14 protein-coding genes and 1 pseudogene are annotated in these 17020 nt (G+C 70.9%); 6 read left to right on the plus strand and 9 right to left on the minus strand.

Annotation, left to right across the window (positions count from 1 at the left end):
* Nucleotides 1-39 precede the first annotated feature (39 nt).
* Nucleotides 40-795, minus strand: a pseudogene (locus RM704_RS31640) (DeoR/GlpR family DNA-binding transcription regulator); the annotation flags it as partial.
* A 204-nt stretch (nucleotides 796-999) separates the two neighbouring features.
* Nucleotides 1000-2634 carry an MFS transporter gene (locus RM704_RS31645; RefSeq protein ID WP_052146504.1) on the minus strand — a complete coding sequence of 545 codons (1635 nt, stop codon included), beginning with the start codon at nucleotides 2632-2634 and terminating at the stop codon, nucleotides 1000-1002.
* 62 nt (nucleotides 2635-2696) lie between these two features.
* On the opposite strand from RM704_RS31645, the gene RM704_RS31650 reads away from it, so the two are divergent.
* A complete protein-coding gene (locus RM704_RS31650) occupies nucleotides 2697-3671 on the plus strand; it encodes a helix-turn-helix transcriptional regulator (RefSeq protein ID WP_033531909.1) in 975 nt (324 codons plus the stop codon).
* Nucleotides 3672-4302: 631 nt separating this feature from the next.
* On the opposite strand, the gene RM704_RS31655 is transcribed toward RM704_RS31650, so the two are convergent.
* Nucleotides 4303-5301, minus strand: coding sequence for a sigma-70 family RNA polymerase sigma factor (locus RM704_RS31655; protein WP_033531908.1), 999 nt, complete (start codon nucleotides 5299-5301; stop codon nucleotides 4303-4305).
* Nucleotides 5302-5494: 193 nt separating this feature from the next.
* Between RM704_RS31655 and RM704_RS31660 the strand changes: the two genes are divergently transcribed.
* A complete protein-coding gene (locus RM704_RS31660) occupies nucleotides 5495-6013 on the plus strand; it encodes a GNAT family N-acetyltransferase (RefSeq protein ID WP_033531907.1) in 519 nt (172 codons plus the stop codon).
* A gap of 10 nt (nucleotides 6014-6023) precedes the next feature.
* Here the strand turns inward: RM704_RS31660 and RM704_RS31665 are convergent, their stop codons facing one another.
* On the minus strand, nucleotides 6024-6374 hold the full coding sequence (locus tag RM704_RS31665) for a DUF1330 domain-containing protein (RefSeq protein WP_033531906.1): 351 nt from the start codon (nucleotides 6372-6374) through the stop codon (nucleotides 6024-6026).
* A 170-nt stretch (nucleotides 6375-6544) separates the two neighbouring features.
* On the minus strand, nucleotides 6545-7330 hold the full coding sequence (locus RM704_RS31670; RefSeq protein ID WP_033531905.1) for a dioxygenase family protein: 786 nt from the start codon (nucleotides 7328-7330) through the stop codon (nucleotides 6545-6547).
* A gap of 209 nt (nucleotides 7331-7539) precedes the next feature.
* Between RM704_RS31670 and RM704_RS31675 the strand changes: the two genes are divergently transcribed.
* Entirely contained in the window at nucleotides 7540-8046 is a 507-nt protein-coding gene (locus RM704_RS31675; protein ID WP_033531904.1) for a MarR family winged helix-turn-helix transcriptional regulator, read from the plus strand.
* A 155-nt stretch (nucleotides 8047-8201) separates the two neighbouring features.
* Here RM704_RS31675 and RM704_RS31680 read toward each other — a convergent pair whose 3' ends face one another.
* Together RM704_RS31680 and RM704_RS31685 are read right to left on the minus strand one after the other, a co-directional pair.
* Nucleotides 8202-9749, minus strand: a complete 1548-nt coding sequence (locus RM704_RS31680) for an MFS transporter (protein WP_078937491.1) — start codon at nucleotides 9747-9749, stop codon at nucleotides 8202-8204.
* A 188-nt stretch (nucleotides 9750-9937) separates the two neighbouring features.
* A complete protein-coding gene (locus tag RM704_RS31685) occupies nucleotides 9938-10597 on the minus strand; it encodes a TetR/AcrR family transcriptional regulator (protein ID WP_033531902.1) in 660 nt (219 codons plus the stop codon).
* 442 nt (nucleotides 10598-11039) lie between these two features.
* Between RM704_RS31685 and RM704_RS31690 the strand changes: the two genes are divergently transcribed.
* The 3 genes from RM704_RS31690 (at nucleotide 11040) to RM704_RS31700 (ending at nucleotide 15139) form a co-directional block, all read left to right on the plus strand.
* Nucleotides 11040-12371 carry a M6 family metalloprotease domain-containing protein gene (locus RM704_RS31690; RefSeq protein WP_078937490.1) on the plus strand — a complete coding sequence of 444 codons (1332 nt, stop codon included), beginning with the start codon at nucleotides 11040-11042 and terminating at the stop codon, nucleotides 12369-12371.
* Nucleotides 12372-12554: 183 nt separating this feature from the next.
* Nucleotides 12555-14294: an IclR family transcriptional regulator domain-containing protein gene (locus RM704_RS31695; RefSeq protein WP_033531900.1), complete on the plus strand. Its 1740-nt coding sequence runs from the start codon at nucleotides 12555-12557 to the stop codon at nucleotides 14292-14294.
* 101 nt (nucleotides 14295-14395) lie between these two features.
* Nucleotides 14396-15139, plus strand: coding sequence for a TetR/AcrR family transcriptional regulator (locus tag RM704_RS31700; RefSeq protein WP_033531899.1), 744 nt, complete (start codon nucleotides 14396-14398; stop codon nucleotides 15137-15139).
* A 115-nt stretch (nucleotides 15140-15254) separates the two neighbouring features.
* Here the strand turns inward: RM704_RS31700 and RM704_RS31705 are convergent, their stop codons facing one another.
* Together RM704_RS31705 and RM704_RS31710 are read right to left on the minus strand one after the other, a co-directional pair.
* Entirely contained in the window at nucleotides 15255-16175 is a 921-nt protein-coding gene (locus RM704_RS31705) for an ABC transporter permease (RefSeq protein WP_311591522.1), read from the minus strand.
* A 2-nt stretch (nucleotides 16176-16177) separates the two neighbouring features.
* The gene (locus tag RM704_RS31710) at nucleotides 16178-16912 is read right to left on the minus strand and encodes an ABC transporter permease (RefSeq protein ID WP_438828966.1); all 735 of its coding nucleotides are present in this window, start codon (nucleotides 16910-16912) and stop codon (nucleotides 16178-16180) included.
* Between the last annotated feature and the right edge of the window lie 108 nt (nucleotides 16913-17020).

Below are 17020 nucleotides of genomic sequence, written 5' to 3' on the forward strand. Positions count from 1 at the left end.
GCTCGTGCCGGAGCCGCCGGGGGACTCGGTGCCGGGGACGCGCAGCACTTCGGTGCCCTTGCGTTCGATGGCGAGTGCGTCCTCGGGGCTCAGGCCGGTGTCGGTGATCAGCAGGTCCACGTCGCTCAGGTCGCCGAAGCGGGCGAAGTGTTCCTGGCCGTGCTTGGAGGAGTCGGCGAGCAGCACCACGCGGCGGGCGGCGGCCACCGCCGCCCGTTTCACGGCGGCCTCGGCGAGGTCGGGGGTGGTCAGGCCGTGGTCGGTGGAGAAACCGTTGGCGGCCACGAAGAGGACGTCGGCGCGGATCTCGCCGTAGGCCCGCAGCGCCCAGGCGTCCACGGCGGCGCGGGTGCGGTGGCGGACGCGACCGCCGACGAGGTGGAGCTGGATGCCGGGGTGGTCGGCGAGGCGGGCGGCGATCGGCAGGCTGTGCGTGACCGCGGTGAGCGTGGCCTCCAGCGGGATGGCGGCGGCGAGGCGCGCGATGGTCGTACCGGCGTCGAGGAGGACCGTGCCGTCGTTCGGGAGTTCGGCGAGGGCGGCCTGTGCGATGCGGTCCTTCTGGTCGGTCGCGGTGCCCTCGCGTTCGGCGAGGTCGGGCTCGAAGTCCAGGCGGCCGGCGGGGATCGCGCCGCCGTGCACCCGTTGGACGAGGCCGGCGCGGTCGAGGGCCTTCAGATCGCGGCGGATCGTCTCGGCCGTGACCTGGAACTGCTCCGCCAGCGACACCACGTCCACCCGGCCGCCGTCACGGGCGAGCCGGAGGATCTCCTGCTGCCGCTCCGGTGCGTACATGTCCGTTCACCTCCGACTGATGCCCGATTCTGTGGTTTCGCTCGGAGGCTACGCCCGGATTTCCAAAAAGTAAACAGGTTCGGGCAACACTCGGGCCGACTCGGACATGATCGGGCGTCGGGAGATCCTCCGGCTCGCCCCTACGGCATGAGAGTGGGCCACGCACCCACGAAGGTACGGGGCCCCACTCTCGCGCCGGCCGGTCTAGTCGGCCGCGACGGCCGGCTCCTCGGTGCCCGCGCCCGTGCCCGCGCCCGTGCCCGTGCCCGCGTCCGCGTCCGCTGCGGAACGTCCCGGCAGGGCGAACATCAGCAGGAAGATCGCGATCAGGACCGCGGCCACCCAGCCGAGCGCGTACTCGAAGGCGTCGACGTAGGCGGGGCCGAGGTCGGACGGCGCCGGACGGTCGTCCATGACGCCGAAGAAGACCACGGCGACCAGACCGAGCCCGAGGGCGTTGCCCATCTGCTGGACCGTGCTGATCAGCCCGGACGCGGAACCGGCGTGCTCACGCGGCACCCCGGAGAGGATCGCGTCGGTCAGCGGGGCGACGATGAGTCCCATGCCCGCGCCCATCACGGTCAGCGGGAGCGCCATCTGCCAGGGGGTGAGGGCGAGGCCGTACCGTTCGGACTCCGCCAGGTAGAGGAGCACACCGGCCGCCATCAGCAGCGCGCCCGCCTGGAGGACCTTGCGGCCGAAGCGCGGGACGAGTTTCTGGACGGACAGCCCGGCCGCGACCGACACGGCGAGGGAGAACGGGATGCCGGTGAGGCCGGCCTTCAGGACGCTCCAGCCGAGGCCGGTCTGGAGGTAGAGGGTCCAGACGAGGAAGAAGACGCCGAGGGCGATGCCGAACACGGTCTGGACGGCGATACCGGCCGCGAAGCTCTTGACCCGGAACAGGGACAGTTCGATCAGCGGGGAGCCGTCGCGCGCCGACTTGCGCCGCTCGTACGCCACCAGCGCCGCGAACACGCCGAGCGAGCCCGCCATCGAGACGTGGCCCCACAGCGGCCAGCCCGTCTCGTGGCCCCGGGTGAGGGGGTAGAGCAGCATCAGCAGTCCGCCGGTGACGAGCGCGACGCCGACGAGGTCCAGCTTCAGGGCCTGCGGGGCCTTGGACTCGGTGATGAAACGGCGGCCCAGGACCATGCCCGCGACGCCGACCGGCAGGTTGATCAGGAAGATCGCCCGCCATTCGAGGCCGAGCGGGTTCCACTCGATGAGCAGGGCGCCGAGCAGGGGGCCGGAGACCGCGCCGAGCCCCACGATCGCGCCGAACAGCCCGAAGACCTTGCCGCGTTCGTGGGCGGGGAAGGTCGCGTGCACGATCGACAGCACCTGCGGCACCATCAGCGCTGCGGTCGCGCCCTGCGCGATCCTCGCCGCCACCAGCATCTCCGGGTTCGCGGCGAGACCGCAGAGCGCGGAGGCGAGCGTGAAGCCGCCGATGCCGAGGAGGAAGATCCGGCGGCGGCCGTGGATGTCGCCGAGCCGGCCGCCGGTGACGAGTCCCGCGGCGAAGGCGAGGGCGTAACCGGCGGTGATCCACTGGATCTGGCTGAACGTGGCGAGTTCGCCCCGCTGGATGGAGGGGATGGCGATGTTGACGATGGTGACGTCGACGAGGTCCATGAAGGCGGCCGTCATGACGACGGCGAGGGCGATCCAGCGGCGGCGGTCGGAGCCCGGGGGCGCGGGAAGCGCCGCCTCCGTCTCCGTGACCGGGACCGTGGTCGGGTCGCCGGCGGTTGCTTGTGCCTGATCGCGCCCGCGTGCCGGAGTGGCGGACGTATCGGTCCCGCGCCCCTTCAGGGCGCTCGTTGTCGAGGTCATGCAGGGAAACCTAGAGGGCCAATAGGCCAGATGGTGTCCTACTTCTCCGGCATGCTCGGGGCATGACTACGGACACTCCGGCGCGGCTCCTCCAACTCCTCTCCCTCCTCCAGACACCCCGCGAGTGGCCTGGGGGTGAACTCTCCGAACGGCTCGGGGTGTCCCGGCGTACGGTGCGGCGGGACATCGACCGGCTGCGGGAGCTCGGCTACCCGGTGCAGGCGACGATGGGGGCCGACGGCGGCTACCGGCTGGTCGCGGGGAAGGCCATGCCCCCGCTCGTACTGGACGACGAGGAGGCCGTGGCGATCGCCGTGGGGCTGCGGGCCGGGGCCGGGCACGCGGTGGAGGGGGTGGACGAGGCGTCCGTACGGGCGCTCGCCAAGCTGGAACAGGTGCTGCCGTCGCGGCTGCGCCACCGGGTCTCCACCTTGCAGGCCGCCACCACTCCCCTGACCAGCGGTGACGGGGCGACCGTCACGCCCGAGACGCTGACCGTGATGGCCTCGGCGGTGGCGGGGCACGAGCGGCTGCGGTTCGCCTACCGCTCCGGCGACGGGACGGACTCGCGTCGCCACTGCGAGCCGTACCGGCTCGTCTCGACCGGGCGCCGCTGGTATCTCGTCGCGTACGACCTCGACCGCGCCGACTGGCGGACCTTCCGGGTGGACCGGGTCGAGGAGCCCTTCGCCACGGGCGCCCGGTTCACGCCGCGCGAGTTGCCGACGGGGAGTGCGGAGGAGTATCTGAAGCAGTCGATGTACCGGCGCCAGGAGATGTACGAGTGCGACGTCACCTTCGCCGCGCCGGCCGAGTTCATCGCGGCCCGGCTGCCCCGCTGGTTCGGTACGCCCGAGCCCGTCGACGAGCACAGCTGCCGGTTGCGGGCCTCCGTCGGGGACTCCGTGGAGTGGCTGGCGGTCCGGCTCGCGGTGGTCGACTGCGACTTCACGGTGCATCGGCCACCGGAACTGGTGGGATACGTAAGGGAGTTGGGGGCCCGACTGGCACGGGCGGCGGGGGACGCCGACGGGTGAGGCACGGGTGAACGGTGCCTACGGTGCCTCTGACGTGCGGGGACGGCCGTCGCGGGGCCTCCGGCGGAGTGGGCCTCTGTGGCACAATCTGCCGTTCGGGTCACCCCGGGGTTCAGGTCCGGGGTGGCCCGTCGGCGTGCGGGGCGGCGGTGGAAGCGGCAGGCGGCGGCGGAAGCGGCAGCCGGCGACAGCGGCCCTTCGGACATCGAGCCGGGCTTCGGCGCCAGGGGGGGGGGGAGGCGCCGAAGCCCGGCTCTGGGAGAGTCCCGGCGCTGGGGGGAGAGCGTCGGGACTCGGCTTCGGATGACTGCGGTCGCGGCGGTCGGACTCCGGGTCCCGGGCCGCACGGCTCCGGGCCGGTGAAGTCGTGGGCCCGGAAGTCTTGTGCCCCGGGAACGGGGAGTTGAAGCGACGTAGTACGGCCAAGTAGCGGCGTTGTACGGCCAAGTAGCGGTGTACTTCGACCAATCAGCGGCAGAGTACGACCAAGAGTGTGGGTGACGTGCGGTCAGGACGTGGCCGGCGTACGACCGGGGGCCGTGGTCGGCGTACGGCGGTAGGCCGGGCCGGGCCCCGTGGCGGCCCCAGGAGGGCGGGCCGTTACGGGGCCCTGGTCGATGCCCGGGCCGGATCAGGCGACGGCGTCGAAACCGGTGTCGCGGGCGAGCTTCTTCAGTTCGAGCAGGGCGTGCTTCTCGATCTGGCGGATCCGCTCACGGGTGAGACCGTGTTCCTTGCCGACCTCGGTGAGCGTGCGCTCGCGGCCGTCCTCGATGCCGTACCGCATCTTGATGATGGACGCGGTGCGCTGGTCGAGGCGCCCGATGAGATCGTCCAGTTCCTCGCTGCGCAGCAGCGTCATCACGGACTGCTCGGGCGAGACCGCGGAGGTGTCCTCCAGGAGGTCGCCGAACTGGGTGTCACCGTCGTCGTCCACCGACATGTTCAGCGAGACCGGGTCACGGGCCCAGTCGAGGACGTCGCTGACGCGGTCCGCGTTGGAACCGAGCTCGGCGGCGATCTCGGCGGGCTCGGGGTCGCGCCCGTGCTCGCGGTTGAACTCGCGCTGCACACGGCGGATCCGGCCCAGCTCCTCCACGAGGTGGACGGGCAGCCGGATGGTGCGCGACTGGTCCGCTATCGATCGGGTGATGGCCTGACGGATCCACCAGGTGGCGTACGTCGAGAACTTGAAGCCCTTGCGGTAGTCGAACTTCTCCACCGCGCGGACCAGGCCGGCGTTCCCCTCCTGGATCAGGTCGAGCAGGGGCAGGCCGCTGCGCGGGTACCGCCGGGCGACGGCCACGACGAGGCGCAGGTTCGAACGGATGAAGATGTCCTTGGCCCGCTCGCTGTCGGCGACGAGGGCTTCGAGCTCGTCGCGGGTGGCGCCCGCCCTGGGCTCCTCCTCGCCGTCGAGGATCTGCTGCGCGAACACACCCGCCTCGATGATCTGGGACAGCTCGACTTCCTTGGCGGCGTCGAGCAGCGGTGTACGCGCGATCTCGTCGAGGTACATGCCGACCAGGTCGCGGTCGGCGATCTCGCCGCCAGAGGCGCGAACGCTGCGAGCCGCGTCGGTCCGGCCGGAGGCGGACGAACGACGAGCGGCGACGGCACGGGTTGCCATGCGTGCTCCCTTGCGATGGTGGGCTGGCAGGGTCGTATCTGGTCCTACGTGGGTCGTGATGCGGCCGCTCGGACACTCTCCCGAGTGCCCTGCTTCCGAAGGAAACAACGACTGGAATCAGGACAGAATTCCCAACCCGTCCCACTATTTTTCTGATCTTGCAGTACCCTGTGCCGCCACAGGAGGAGGCGTGATGTCAGCGGAGTCCGCAGAGGTGCAGGTCAGACCAGGAGTCGAGACCGACCTCGCCGCTCTCACCGACCTCTACAACCACTACGTCCGTGAGACGCCCATCACATTCGATACCGCTGTCTTCACCCCGGAGGAGCGCCGCCCTTGGCTGCTCTCCCACCTTGAAGACGGACGGCATCGTCTGATGGTTGCCGCCGAGACAGGTTCACAGCGGATTCTGGGGTACGCCACGAGCAGCGCGTTTCGCGCGAAACAGGCGTACGACACCTCGGTGGAGGTGTCGGTGTACCTCGCCCCGGAGGCGGCCGGCCTGGGCGTGGGCACGCTGCTGTACAAGGCGCTGTTCGAGGCACTCGCCGACGAGGACGTGCACCGCGCCTACGCCGGCATCGCCCAGCCGAACGTGCCGTCGACCCGGCTGCACGAGCGCTTCGGGTTCCGGCACGTCGGCACCTATCGCGAGGTCGGGCGGAAGTTCGGGCGGTACTGGGACGTCGCCTGGTACGAGAAGGAGCTGTAAGCCTCCGGGCTCACCGCTCGGCGGCCAGGGACTCCCTCATGGTCTTCGCGGTGGTACGAGGGTCATAGCCCTCGGGTACCCCTTCGACCAGGATGATGTCGCCCTCGATGTGGCGTGCGCGCAGGGGCGCGATCTCCTGGTAGGCGGGCGAGTCCCACCAGCCGCGCGCCTCGTCGATACCGGGGAAGCCGATCACCACGACGGCCCCGGGCCAGCTCCCCTCCTTCACCTCGTGCGGGGTGACGTGCACGAGGAAGCGTCCGCCGTACGGCTCGAAGGTGGAGGGGATGCGCTCGATGTACTCGGCGATCTCCGGATGCGGGGCGGCGTCCTTCAGGTGGGCGATGGCGTAGGCGGGCATGGGTCCCTCCGGTCGGTCGCGTCGACCCGCCGATCGGATCGGTCGGGTCGGACGGGCTGCGTACGCCGTCGAGCCTGGCAGGCGTACGGGCCCGGGTCGATGACCTGTCAGGTAAGCGGCCCGGGCCCGCACCCGCGCTCATGGGTCGGCCGACCCCCGTGCCCGCGGGATCAGCCGAACTGCACCGACCGCTTCGCCAGTCCCATCCAGAAGCCGTCGATCACCGACCTCTGGGCGTCGAGCTCCCCGGCGGCCTCGGCCGCGCCCATCGTGACGAAGAGGGGGGCGAAGTGCTCCGTGCGGGGGTGGGCCAGCTGTCCGGCCGGGGACTTGTGGAGGAAGTCGAGGAGGGCGTCCCAGTCCCGGGACTCCAGGGCGCGGTGGCCCCAGTCGTCGAACTCGGTGGACCAGGTGGGGACGCCGGGCTGCCTCAGGGCGGCGAGGTTGTGGGTGAAGAAGCCGGAGCCGATGATCAGCACCCCTTCGTCGCGCAGGGGAGCGAGCTTGCGGCCGACCTCCATCAGCTTCAGCGGGTCCAGGGTCGGCATGGAGATCTGCAGGACCGGGATGTCGGCGTCGGGGTACATCTCGACGAGGGGCACGTACGCGCCGTGGTCGAGGCCCCGGTCCGGGATGTCCTGGACGGGGGTGCCGGGGGCCTGGAGCAGCTTGCGGACCGAGGCCGCCAGCTCGGGGGCGCCCGGGGCGCCGTACTGGACCTTGTAGTAGTGCTCGGGGAAGCCCCAGAAGTCGTAGACCAGGGGGACGGTGGAGACCGCGCCGAGGGCGAGCGGGGCCTCCTCCCAGTGGGCGGAGACCATGAGGACCGCCTTGGGGCGGGGCAGGGTCGCGGCCCAGCCGGCGAGTTCGCCGGGCCAGATCGGATCGTCGGCGAGCGGCGGGGCCCCGTGGCTCAGGTACAGGGCGGGCATGCGCTCGGCGGTGGCGGCGGACATAGGGGTGACTCCCTCAACACATGCGCGACGCACACGACACACACGCCTCGGTGGGCCCGGCGGTCGCTTCTTGTCTCCTTGGTCGCGCCCGGCACGCCAGGCGCTTGAGACCTCTCCCGACTCCCCAGTAGTTGAAGTCTCAATATTTCTTGTTTCACCTTACATCTCTATAGTTCAAAATTCAAGGAGGGGCCTCGTACAGTGGTGGCATGAAGACCGCATCCGCCGACGAAGAACCCCGCTGGCTCACTGAAGAGGAGCAGCGCACCTGGCTCGCCTACGTGCACGCCAAGACCCTGCTCGAAGACCATCTCGACCGCCAGTTGCAGCGCGACGCGGGCATGCCGCACCTCTATTACCACCTGCTCGTGGTGCTGTCCGACGCGCCGCAGCGGCGGCTGCGGATGACGGAGCTGGCGATGCAGACGAAGATCACGCGATCACGCCTGTCGCACGCCGTGGCCCGGCTGGAGAAGAACGGCTGGGTCCGGCGCGAGAACTGCCCCGTGGACAAGCGGGGCCAGTTCGCGGTCCTGACGGACGGCGGGTTCGAGATGCTGTCCAAGAGCGCGCCCGGGCATGTGGCGGCGGTGCGGCAGGCGCTGTTCGACCGGTTGTCGCCGGAACAGCAGAAAGCCCTCGGCGAGATCATGGAGATCGTCGCGGAGGGACTTCAGCCGACCGAGGCGGGCGCGGACCTGCCCTGGCTGCGGTAGGGGGCTTTGTCGGCCCTTTCCGGGTCCGTTGCGGGGCCGCTGCGGGCCCGTTGCGGGCCTTTCCGTCCGGGCGAGGCGGGCAACGGGCACGGGGTGGAGCAGGGACTCGCGCCCCTGCTCCACCCCGTTCCGTCAGCGCCCGTCGAGTTCCCTGCTCAGTGGGCGATCACCGGGACCTTGACCTCGTTCGCGTCCTCGCCCTCGGCCGTGGTCGCCGTCATGTCCGGCTTGCCCGTCGTGACGAAGGTGAAGGCGATCGCGGCGGAGGCCACGAGGATGGCCACGGCGAACCAGATGGCGCTGGTGTAGCCGTCGACCATGCCCTGGAGCTGGACCAGCTGCGCGGCCGGCTTCGAGGTGGCCGAACCGATGTGGTCCGCGACGTAGGACGTGGTGGCGGAGGCGGCGATCGTGTTCAGCAGGGCCGTACCGATGGCGCCGCCGACCTGCTGCGAGGTGTTGACCATGGCGGAGGCCACGCCCGCGTCACGCGGTTCGACACCGTAGGTGGCCAGGGACATCGCCGGCATGAACGCCGTCCCCATACCGAGGCCGAGCAGCAGCTGGGCCGGCAGGAGCAGACCGACGTACGAGGAGTCGATCTCCATCTGGGTCAGCAGGAGCATGCCGAGACCGGCGACCAGGAAGCCCGGGGCCATCAGCAGGCGCGGCGGGACCCGGGTCATGAGCCGGGTGCCGATCTGGGTCGAGCCGGTGATCATGCCCACGATCATGGGCAGGAAGGCGAAGCCGGTCTTGACCGGGGAGTACCCCTTCACGATCTGCAGGTAGTAGGTCAGGAAGAGGAACAGGCCGAACATCGCGATGATCGCGAGGCCGAGGGAGAGGTAGACACCGCCACGGTTGCGCTCGGTGATCACGCGCAGCGGCAGCAGCGGGGCCTTGACCTTGGACTCGACGAACACGAAGGCCGCGAGCAGCGCAGCGGAGGCGACGAACAGGGTGATCGTCATCGAGTCGCCCCACCCGTCGGACTCGGCCCGCGTGAAGCCGTAGACGAGGCTGACCAGACCCAGGGTGGACAGGACCACGCCGGGGATGTCGAGCGGGGAGCGGTTGCGGCCGCCCGCCGGTTCACGGATGACGAAGTACGCGCCGACCGCGGCGATCACCGCGAACGGGATGTTGACGTAGAACGTCCAGCGCCAGTCCAGGTACTCGGTGAGGAAGCCGCCGAGGATCAGGCCCACGGCGCCGCCGCCACCGGCGATCGCGCCGTAGATGCCGAACGCCTTGGCGCGCTCCTTGGCGTCGGTGAACATCACCGCGAGGAGGGAGAGCGCGGCGGGCGCGAGCAGCGCACCGAAGGCGCCCTGGAGCGCGCGGGCGCCGAGCATCATCGCCTCACCGGTGGCCGCGCCGCCGAGCGCGGAGGCGCCGGCGAAGCCGATCAGGCCGGTGACGAAGGTGCGCTTGCGGCCCCAGAGGTCGGAGATACGGCCGCCGAAGAGGAGCAGACCGCCGAAGGCCAGGGCGTACGCGGTGATGACCCACTGACGGTTGCCGTCGGATATCCCCAGGTCCTGCTGGGCGGAGGGGAGGGCGATGTTCACGATGGTCGCGTCGAGCACGACCATCAGCTGGGCGAGGGCGATGAAGACGAGCGCTTTCCAGCGGTTGGCGTGCGCGTCGTCGGTTTCGGACGGCTTGGACGTCTTGGACGTGCCGACTGTTTCGGACATGGGGATACCCACTTCGGGACTTCGTGACGGAAAAAAATCGGTATCGGGTGACGCGAAGGGCGTCGCGGGGTAGCGGCTCGTCGTCGGCGTCGTCGGCGAGCCGTGAACTCAGCGGGTCAGGACAGGTGTCCCGGAGTCGAGGGCCAGGACTGAGGTTGCGGAATCGAGGGCCAGGGCTGGGGTGGGTCTCAGGACGGGCAGGGCCTCCGTAGGTCCTCCACGGTCACCGGGGTGCCGGGCAGTTCGGAGCGGGCCGGGGCCCGGAGTCCGTCCAGGAACAGTTGCAGATGGCGGTGGAGGAAGCGGTCGACGCCCGCGCACTGGGTGCCGGCCGGCGGCCTGCTGAGCTGGCTGACGGCGATCATCAGGTCGCCGACGCCCACGTCGGGGCGGAGCTGCCCGGCGTCCCGGGCGCGCCGCATGATCCCTTCGACCTGCTCCTCCAGGCGCTCGCGTGCCGCCTCCAGGTCGGGGTGATGCTTGTCGAACGTGCTCTGGACCATCGGGCAGAGCGCGCTGACCCGTTCGTCGGCCGAGGTGTGCACGAAGCGCGAGAGCGCCTCGAACGCGTCACCGGTCTCGGTGAGCGCGACCTCGGCCGCGAGGGCCGTGCGGTCCATGACCGAGCAGACGACCTCACGGACCAGTGCGTCACGGTCCGGGAAGTTGCGGTACAGCGTGGCGTTGCCGACACCGGCCCGGCGGGCGACCTCGTCGAGCGGCACCTCGGGGCCGAACTCCACGAACATCTCCCGGGCGGCGGTGACGATCCGCTCCCGGTTGCGCAGGGCGTCCGCCCGGGGGCGAGCCACCTTGCGGCGCACGGCGGTGGCGGTGCTGCTCTCCACGGCGTACTCCTCTGCCTGATCCAGTGGTGTGGGGGGCGACCGGTGACGATCCGGGGATGGAGTCCCCGTTTCGCTCGGACGAAGGGTTAAACGGGGAAACGATCCCCGGTTATTTCCCCGGACCGAAGACTTCTTGAGTGACCTGAGTCACATGAGCCCGGCTCGCGGCCCACGCCTGCGGAAGGGAACCCGCCTCGCCGGAGGCGAACCCCCCGTCCCCGCAGGTGGACCCCGCATCACCGCAGGTCAAACCCCCGTCCCTGCAGCTGAACCCCGCATCGCCGCAGGTGAAACCCCCGCCCCCGCAGCTGAACCCCGCTTCCCCGGAGGTGAACCCCACGTTCGGACCTTCCAGCGCGCGCCCGCGCATCCGCCGACCCAGGGTGATCGAGAGGGCGCAGCCTTGTCACCGGACGGCTGCCGTGGAGCGAAGGGCGCGGGCATGCAGCAGCCGTTCCGCCGAAACGGGATACCTCCACGCCGGATACCTCCACGCCGGACACCTCGGCGCCGGATACGTCCGCGCCGGGCCGTGGCGCTCGCGTCCGTCACCGCCCTCACGCTCGCGGTCAGCACCTCCGCCGGGACCGGGCACCTGATGGCGAAGGACACGGCGACGGCCGCGGGGGCCACCGCCGTGGTCCGCGATTCGGCGCTCGGTCCCTGCATGATCCGCGGCCCGCTCGGCACCCAGATGTCCGAGGGCGTCCCGACCCCACCCGGCTACTCCCGGTCCACCGGTACGGTCCGCGCCCTCAACCTGATGATCGACTTCTCCGACGCCCCCGGTGAGGGCAGCGCGATGGACCGCTTCGCGGAGTTCGCGCCCCAGACCCAGAAATGGTTCAGGACCAGTTCGTACGGCCGTATCGACTACCGTCCCGAGGCCCCGCTCACCGAGTGGCTGCGGATGCCGAGATCCTTCCGCTCCTACGACATAGAGCGCGGCGCCCCCTTCGAGCCCGGCTACCGCCGGCTGGTCGAGGACATGGTGCGGGTCGCCGATCCGCTCGTGGACTTCCGGTCGTACGACCTCGTCAACGTCCTCGTCACCCCGAACGCGGGTCCCTCCGCCCTGGACACCGTCCTGTCGGTGACGTTCGCGGGCAACCGGGAGGCGCCGGTCGCGGACGGGGTGCCGGTCGCCAACGCGTCCTTCGTCTACAGCCGCCAGGACGACGGCTCGGGCTCGTACGGGGAGACCGGGTACCGGGTGCTCCCCCACGAGAACGGCCATGTCTTCGGCCTCCCCGACCTCTACACCCACGAGGGCGGGGGCGCGGTCGGGCACTGGGACATCATGAGCGAGGACTGGGGCGTCGACAACGACATGCTGGGCTGGCACAAGTGGAAGCTCGGTTGGCTCGACGAGACGCAGGTCGCCTGTGTGGCGACCGTCGGTTCCGCGGAGTACGTCCTGACGCCGCTCGCCACCGGGGACGGCGCGAAGCTGGTCGTCGTGCCGCTCAGCTCCCGCACGGCGTACGTCGCGGAGTTGCGGACGCGGGCGGGCAACGACGCGGTGGTGTGCCGGCCGGGGGTGCTCGTCTACCGGGTCGACGCGGCCGTCGACACCGGCAACGGCCCCATCAAGGTCCACGACTCGCGGCGCGACAGCGGGGGGTGCACCCGCAGCCCCAACGTCCACGCGGAGTTGTCCGACGCGCCGTTCGTACCCGGCGAGACGTTCAAGGACGCGCGGGCGGGGGTGGAGATCGCTGTGGCGGGGGTGGATGTCGGGGGGAACCATCGGGTGGTGGTGAGTCGGCGGTGAGGTGAGGGTGCGTGTGGAGTGCCTGCGTGGGCAAGTGCGGGTGCGTCGGGCTGCTCGCGCAGTTCCCCGCGCCCCTGGCAGTTCCCCGCGCCCCTGGCAGTTCCCTGCGCCCTTGGCAGTCCGCCGCCCCAGTCGGCAGGCGCCCCGCGCGGCGGCGCGGCCGGGCCGCATTACCGTGAACCCATGCTCCCGAACGCCCCCGACGCGGACGCGGCCACGGCCTCCGCCTCCGCGCCCGCCGAAGCCGTCGCACCCCTGATGCGGGGGATCACCGTGCTGCGCCGGCTCACCGAAGCGGACGGAACGCTGAGTCCGAGCGCGCTGGAGAAGGCGACGGGGCTCGCGCGTTCCACCGTGGACCGGATCACGGCGACGCTGGCCCGCATGGGCTACGTACGGCTGGACGGCCGTGACGCGGTCCTCGCCCCCCGGCTGATGGAGCTGGGCAACGCCTATCTGGCCGCCATCCGCCTCCCCCGCCTCCTCGACGCCCACGCGGACGCCCTCGCCGACGAGCTCGACGAGTCGGTGTCCCTGGCGGTCGGCGACCAGGACGGAGTCCGCTTCATCCACCAGGCCACCCGCCGTCGTGCGATGTCCCTCAGCTTCCGCATCGGCGACCTCCTCCCGGCCGAACGCACCGCGCCCGGCCCGCTGTTCGCCACCGAGTGGGACCCGGCCGACTGGGCCCGGTGGCGCGCCCGCCGCGCGGCCGACCCGGAGGGCCGCGGTTTCCCGGCGGTGCCTCCGCGCGGCGGCGCCTACGACGACTTCGAGGACCGTACGGCTCGGGCGAGGGCCCAGGGGTGGGCGCTGGACGACCAGTTGATCGAACCGGGGCTGGTGGCGGTGTCCGTGCCCGTGCGGGATCCGCGTACGGGACGGGTCGTGTGTGTGGCGAGCGTCGTCAGCCACACGAGTCGGCACACCGCGGAGTCGCTGCGCTCGACGCTGCTGCCCCGGCTGCGGGCGACGGTGGCGGAGATGGAACGAGAGCTGCGGGAGTCGAGAGAGCCACGGGATACCCGGGATGCGCGCGATACGCGAGGGTCGAGGGAGGTACGCGGGGTCGGTGCCGCCGTCGGGGACGGCGGGCCGGGGTCCTCAGGGCTCGCCGCCTGGACGGGTGCCTCCAAGCAGGAACTGGGCCGGGAGTTCGTCGAGTCGCTCGCCCGGGGGCTCACCGTGATCACCTCGTTCGGCGAGGGCCGGGCCGCGCTCACCCTCACCGAGGTCGCGCAGGCCACCGGGCTCGCCCGGGCGACGGCCCGGCGCGCGCTGATCACCCTCGAACACCTCGGGTACGTCGAGTCGTACGACCGGTTCTTCCGCCTGACGCCCCGGGTGCTGGGTCTGGGCTTCCCGCCCCTGTCGATGGTGCCCCTCCCCGGGATCGCCGCGCCGCACCTGACCGAACTCTCCGCGCGCGTCCACGACTCGGCGTCCCTCGCGGTCCTCACCGGGGGCGGGCAGGAGGTCCAGTACACGGCGCGGGTCGCCACCAGCCGCATCATGAGCGTCAACATCACCCTCGGGACGCGGCTGCCGGCGTACGCGACGTCCCTGGGTCGGGTGATGCTCGCCGATCTGCTGCCCGAGGTGCCCCTGCCGGAGCGTCGCGCCCCGCTGACCCCGCGCACGGTCACCGACCGGCGGGAGCTGCTGACCGTACTGGAGCGGGTACGGGACGCCGGATACGCCCTCGTGGACGGGGAGTTGGAGGAGGGACTGCGGTCCATCGCGGTGCCCGTCCGGGAACGGGGCGGACGGGTCGTCGCCGCGGTGAACGTCGCGATGCACAGCAGCCGGCGGTCGGTCGAGGAGTGCGTGACGGAGGTACTGCCCGAGCTGCGGGACGCGGTGGGGCGGATCGAGGGGGAGCTGGCGGTGGCGGGGATGTTCCGGCGCGTACCGGAGGTCTGACTTCCGCCGGGCGCGCCACGCAGTGAACCGGGGACACTGCGAACACCGTACGCTGGGCGCGTCAGCCGTACGCAGGCAGAAGGCGGAGGAGACACGCCCCCATGGCACCCGAGAAGCCGGCCAGGAAGCAGGAGGGGTTCCAGTCGGTCTGGACCCGGCCCCGGACCGGGCGGGAGCAGCCCGCGCTGAGCCGGGAGCAGATCGTGGCCGAGGCGCTGCGGCTGCTCGACGAGGAGGGCATCGACGCACTGAGCATGCGCAAGCTCGGCGCCCGCCTGGGGGCCGGCGCGACCTCTCTCTACCGCCACGTCGCCAACAAGGACGAGCTGCTGGAGCTGGCCGTCGACGAGATCTACGGCGAGATCGAGGTGACCACCACCCCCGACGCCGCGAACTGGCGTACCGATACGGCGAGTTGCGCCCACAGTCTGCGCACCACGATCCTGCGCCACCCGTGGCTCGCCTCCGTGCTCGGCGAGCTGGGCATGTCCTATCTCGGCCCGAACTGGATGCGTGTCTCCGAGGCCATGCTGAGGCTGCTGACCACCGCCGGGTTCCCCGCCGACGAGGCCGACCGGGCGCTCACGACGGTCGTCGCGTACGTCACCGGCACGGCCACCGCCGAGGCCGCCTGGCTCAACGTCCTCGCCCGCAGCGGCCAGGACGAGCAGAGCATGGTCGAACAGCTGTGGCCCGCCGCCGAGGAGGCCGCCCAGGACTATCCGCTGCTGCGCGAGGGCTACGCCGAACAGCGCGGCACGGATCCCCGGGCGGCCCGGGAGGAAGGGTTCCAGTACGGCCTCGACCGGGTGCTGGACGGGTTGGCGACGCGACTGAGCAACTGAGCCATCTGGGCGACCTGAGCGACCGACTCACCGAGTCACCGAGTCACCGAGTCACTGAGTCACTGAGTCACTGAGTCACTGAGTCACTGAGCAAGTACATTGCCCCTCTTCTCTCCTACCCGTTGACGCCCGTGTACTTGCTGAGGCTCCAGTTCCACAGCAGCCGTGACAGGACGAACGCGGTGAGGCCGATGAAGGGTGAGGCGACGGCGAGCGCCTCCGGTACGCCCATCGCGTCTCCGTGGCCCGTCAGTACACCGGCCGGGAAGTAGGCGATGAACGCGAGCGGCACGACGAAGGTGAACGCGGCGGACGCTGCCTTCGGGAGGATGCTCAGCGGGTAGCTGCCGAAGGTGCCCATCAGCTCCTCCAGCCACTGACTCCAGTACGACGTGGCCGGGAAGTGGAAGGCGGCGGCGGCCAGGGCCGTGAAGAGCGCGGCCTCCACCAGCATGCCGCCGAGGACACCGGCCACCACGTAGGTGATCCGGCCCGCCGTCCAGTCCAGGGAACTGCGCTGGAGCGCGGCGACGAAGAGACCGACCGCGACGACCAGGTCACCGATGGCGTTGACCGGGAAGAACGTCAGCTGGACCTGCCGGTAGACCGGCATCGGGCGGATCAGACAGGGATCGACGACTCCTTCCTGCACGAGCAGGTTCATGTACTGGATCCGGCCGAGGAAGAGCACGTACAGCCCGTGGGCCAGCATGCGCATGCTGGCGATGAGGAGCACGTCGGAGCTGGACCAGCCGCCGAGGCCGGGGAACCGGGTGAGCAGCACCGAGGCGAAGACGACGATGGAGACCTGCCAGATCGCCCCGACGGCGACCCCCATCAGGAACTCGCCCCGGTACTCCAGCCGGGCCTTGAAGTTGAGCTTGGTGATCCGCCAGACGACGCGCCAGGCGTGCGCGGGGCCGTGGGGAATCGCCTGGGGAGCCGTAGGGGGAGCCCCCTGGAAAGCTCCCTGGGAGGCCCCCTTGGACGTTCCCTGGGAAGCTCCCTGGTGAGCGGTGCTGTGTGGGGTCGTCATGGTCACCCTCCCTGGGACACGACGCGACGGCCGGCCAGGTCCCAGAGCCGGCGGGTGAGCAGCGCGAGCAGGACGACCCAGACGGCCTGGACCGCCAGCTGCCCGAAGGCGTCAGCGACCTCGATCCGGCCGACGTAGATGGAGAGCGGCACACTCAGCGTCGCCTGGAACGGCAGGAACGAGCTGAGCGTGATGAACCAGTCCGGGAAGTACCAGAGCGGGGCGTACACACCGGAGAGCAGGTTCTGCGCGAAGACCAGGATCAGCAGGGCCGCCTCGTTGCGCAGGGTCCAGAAGCACAGCAGGTCGACCAGCATCATCACGTAGTACAGGACGAGTTGACCGAGCAGCATGCTCACCGCGAAGACCCCGGCCACCGAGGGGGAGGCGGGCGGAGGGACGACCCCCACGGCGAGACACAGCACGTATCCGGCGAGCACCCAGCCGAAGCCGTACAGCTGGTCGCCGAGGGCGCGCAGTGCGTAGTAGCGCTGGGGCTTCATCGGCCGCAGGTACCAGTAGACGATCGTCCCGAAGCGCAGATGCTGGATCACCATGTCGCGGCCCGCCTGCCGGTCGAGGCCGCAGATCCGGTTCGCGAGCACGGCGAGCACGGCGTAGCCGACCGCCTGGGTCTCGTCGAGCCCGGCGCTGGATTCGGTGTTCGCGTACAGCCCGCGCCAGAGGTAGATGACCAGGCAGATCTGGACGAAGAGCCGTACGACGGTGGCGGACATCCTGGGCGGCGCGAGCAGTTCGCCCCGTGGGGTGATCCAGGAGACGCGGCGGGCCCGGGAGAAGGCGGCGGTGAGGCTGCCGAGTGTGGGGCGGGCGCGGGGCGGGGT

This window comes from Streptomyces gottesmaniae (assembly GCF_031845845.1).
GTDB lineage: Bacteria > Actinomycetota > Actinomycetes > Streptomycetales > Streptomycetaceae > Streptomyces > Streptomyces akebiae.